This is a genomic window from Rhizobacter sp. (genome assembly GCF_031412075.1).
Lineage (GTDB): Bacteria > Pseudomonadota > Gammaproteobacteria > Burkholderiales > Burkholderiaceae_C > Rhizobacter.
This window is the reverse complement of sequence record NZ_JANOCG010000120.1, coordinates 1-2,175: the sequence shown is the minus strand read 5'-3', so window position 1 is coordinate 2,175 and position 2,175 is coordinate 1. Positions and strand designations below refer to the sequence as shown.

General features: G+C 69.6%; 2 protein-coding genes. Both read right to left on the bottom strand.

The genetic code is table 11. From position 1 onward, the window contains the following. On the bottom strand, positions 1–510 hold a 510-nt coding region (locus RMO40_RS04320), incomplete at its 3' end, for a hypothetical protein (protein WP_309716801.1). A 71-nt stretch (positions 511–581) separates the two neighbouring features. Then, the gene (locus tag RMO40_RS04315) at positions 582–2,108 is read right to left on the bottom strand and encodes a DEAD/DEAH box helicase (protein WP_309716798.1); all 1,527 of its coding nucleotides are present in this window, start codon (positions 2,106–2,108) and stop codon (positions 582–584) included. Positions 2,109–2,175 lie beyond the last annotated feature (67 nt).

Below are 2,175 nucleotides of genomic sequence, written 5' to 3'. Positions count from 1 at the left end.
CACGGCGCGCATGTCCTCGTCGCCACGGAAGTTGACCCAGCCGATCGGGTCCTGCCAATCGCCGCGCTGCGAGCCGAGCATCCACAGCCTCTGGCGCCAGTAGCGCTCGGCACCGGGCGCGGCCAGCAGTGTCTGCAGGCGGTCGGCGTGGTCGCGCAGCGCGACGCGCGTGCCCTTGCCCATCACGGCCTCGGCACGGCCCTGGGCGACCAGCGCCAGCAGGCCGTCGCGGGTGGCGTAGTGCTCGAAGGGCTCGCCGTTGGCGCGCTCGCGGCCGGTCAGCGACAGCCACTGCAGGACGGCATTGATGCTGGCGGTGCCGCCCAGCAGCAGCAGGGCGTCGAGCAGGGTCTGCAGGTCGGCCTCCGGCAGGGCGCCGGCTGCTGCGGGTTGCGGGACGCGCTGGGCCGCCTTGATCTCCTTGATCTTGCGGAGCAAGTCATCGGCGGACACGACCGTGCCATCGGGCAGGTTGAACTTGAGCGAGTTGTCGAGCGGGGGGCGGGCCATGGGTGGAATTAGATCAGCCAAGAAAAACGGCCCGCCTCCGAAGAGAGCGGGCCGCCTTGTGGCGCGTGTTGTTAACGCTTGGGCTGCGTCAGGCGCGGGCCGTTGGTGTGGCGCGGGGCGCCACCGGCATTGCCACGTGCCGGCTGAGCGCCGGCGGCGCGCGGTGCGTGCTCGGTGTGCGGCTTGGCCGCTGTCTTGGCGCCACCCACGCCGGTGTGGCCGGCAGGCTTGCCGCCACGGCCACCGCCACCGCCAGCACTGGGACGGCCACCGTCACGCGAACCGCCGCGGCTGTCGCCGCCACGGCCACCGCCACCGCCACCGCCACCAGGGCGGCCACCGCGGCCATTCGCACCCGCCGGCGGGTTGGGGTTGCGGCCCCGGCTGCCGTTGGGGTTGAGCACGGTGCGGCCCAGCACGATGGGCTCAGCCCGCTCGTTGGGGTCGGGCGCGAAGCCAGGGACGATCTCGCGGGGGATCTCGCGCTTGATGAGGCGCTCGATTTCCTTGAGGAAGCCGTTCTCGTCCACGCAGACAAGGCTGACGGCCTCGCCCAGTGCGCCCGCGCGGCCGGTGCGGCCGATGCGGTGCACGTAGTCCTCGGCCACGTTGGGCAGCTCGAAGTTGACGACGTGGGGCAGCTGGTCGATGTCGATGCCGCGGGCGGCGATGTCGGTGGCCACCAGGCAGGTCAGCTCGCCGGCCTTGAAGTCGGCCAGCGCCTTGGTGCGCGCACCCTGGCTCTTGTTGCCGTGAATGGCCATGGCGGTGATGCCCTGGTCATTCAGGTAGTCGGTCAGGCGGTTGGCGCCATGCTTCATGCGCGTGAAGATCAGCACCTGCTGCCAGGGCGCGCCGTCCTTGCCACCCTTGATGAGGTGGGCCAGCAGTTCCTTCTTGCGCTCGCGGCCGACCGGGTGGACCTTCTGCGCAATCGCGTCGTTGGTCTGGTTGCGGCGGGCGACTTCGATCAGCGCGGGCTGGTTGAGCAGGCGGTCGGCGAGGTTCTTGATGTCGTCGCTGAAGGTGGCGCTGAACAGCAGCGACTGCTTCTTGGCCGGCAGCATGGCCAGCACCTTCTTGATGTCGTGCACGAAGCCCATGTCGAGCATGCGGTCGGCTTCGTCGAGCACGAGGATCTGCACTTGCGACAGGTCCAGCGTGCCTTGCTGAGCGTGGTCGAGCAGGCGGCCGGGCGTGGCGACCAGGATGTCGACGCCGTCGCGCAGCTTGTTGATCTGCGGCTGCATGCCGACGCCACCGAACATGACCATGCTCTTGAGCGGCAGGTGCTTGCCGTAGGTCTGCACGCTTTCCTCGACCTGGGCGGCCAGCTCGCGGGTGGGCGTCAGCACCAGGGCGCGGATGGCGATCTTGCCGCGCTTGTTGAGGGTCTTCTGGCCCGTGTGCAGCAGGTGCAGCAGGGGCAGGGTGAAGCCGGCTGTCTTGCCGGTGCCGGTCTGGGCGCCGGCCATCAGGTCGCCGCCCTTGAGGATGGCGGGAATCGCCTGGGCCTGGACGGGAGTGGGGGTGGTGTAGCCCGCGTCGGCAATGGCACGCAGCAGGGGCTCGGCCAGGCCGAGAGTTTCGAAAGTCATCGAGTTGGGGAGTGAGCACGCCTGTTCGCATCAGCTGCCGTTGCAACGGAGAGTCGCAACCAGTCTT

What these genes read in the sequence shown, in the direction of transcription:
- RMO40_RS04315 (WP_309716798.1), bottom strand. Translation starts at nt 2,108, where the DNA reads ATGACTTTCGAAACTCTCGGCCTGGCCGAGCCCCTGCTGCGTGCCATT.